The following is a 1,453-nucleotide window of genomic DNA, read 5'->3' on the forward strand; positions in this document are numbered from 1 at the left end:
GCGAAAATCTGGAGAAACATACCCCAAACGCAATCGACGTCCCGGATTACGATCATTATTATGAAAATTGCCGAATGCACGTCCTACCCCACCATAACGAATGTCATAACCTTTGTAAAAATTAAAGATTTTTTTTGCTGAAAAATCAGGATGGTAATTTAAGACAAATAAATAATTCGAAGCAGCAACAGGGAAGTGCGACCTAACTTTAAACGCAAGATCATAGCAGCCCAGCGCTTCATCGTGAAGCCCAAGGTCCTGAAGCACTGCCGCCATATTGTTTATGGCATTTACGTTATTAGCATCTTTTTCAACTGCAATTTTGTAGTAGCGCAGCGCAATCTTGAGATATCTTTTTTCTTTAAAAACAACCCCTATATTTGAATAAGCCTCTGAGAAATTTTTTCTTAAAGCAATTGCTTTACGATAACTAGCTATCGCTTCATCAAAATTACCCACAGTCCTCTGCAAAACACCCAAACTGTTATAAGCCGCCGCATAATCAGGTGATATTTCTATCGCCTTAACCAGACAGCTCCTAGACTGTTCGACAGAGCCTATATCCAATAGGATATTCCCCAAAGTATTAAGCAACTCGGGATCTTTAGAATTAATCGCAAGCGCTTTCTGCATCATAGGCAAAGCACCAGCAAGGTCTCCCATCCTGTAAACAACCGTGCCAGCCACTTTCCAGAAATATGAAACATCAGGGTACTTTTTTGAAAGAGCCTTTGCTTTATCAAAAGCCTTAGCCAAATCCCCCTCATCCACCAATTCTTTTATTTCTTTAGAATGCAGCTCAATCAATTCTTTATTTTCTTGATCGCCATCAAAATCAATTTCACCCCAGACTTCCAGAACACTCGAAGAAAAAAAACCAAAGCGCTCAAAAACATCTTTCAGATCACTTTTGCACCCACCATAACGCTGAAACTTTTTCAACGCGGAACGCGCTTCCTGGCGACGCGCCACAGTCAACAAAAAAAACGCCAAAACAACAAAGCAGTCTTTATTACTGAAATCCTTCTTCAGCGCCAACTCAACCAAAGTTATCGCTTCATCGACACAATCTTTTTCTTTTAAAATTACAGCAAGACCGCAAAGAGCTTCGACATGACCAGGGTCAACTGCAAGCACTGCGCGATAAAGAGGCTCAGCAACATCGACACGGCCTTTTCGATAGTGACCTAAGGCCGCCTCATAAAGTATTCTGGCATTTTTCAAAATCGCCCCCTCAAAACATTAAACAGAAAATCAATCTTTTAAAAACAACGTCATGACTTTTTCATTCAACTGTCTTTCCTGAAAAAGACACAAAAGAGCACCAACGTCGCCACATCGCCCGGTAGGCGTCTTCGATCCGCGCTACCCGCCCCTGCTCATCACGCCAGGGGCTGGCCTCCATCTGTGCGCGCAACCCGGCGCGGATTGTCGCCAGCGCCTCGCGATCCGC

1 protein-coding gene is annotated in these 1,453 nt (G+C 43.2%); it reads right to left on the bottom strand.

Annotated features, from left to right (window positions below; genetic code table 11):
• A partial coding sequence (locus HF203_RS16025; RefSeq protein WP_168671086.1) for a tetratricopeptide repeat protein occupies window positions 1-1,224 on the bottom strand: 1,224 nt, incomplete at its 3' end.
• Window positions 1,225-1,453: the final 229 nt, after the last annotated feature.

The sequence above is a fragment of the Marichromatium bheemlicum genome (genome assembly GCF_012276755.1).
GTDB lineage: Bacteria > Pseudomonadota > Gammaproteobacteria > Chromatiales > Chromatiaceae > Marichromatium > Marichromatium bheemlicum.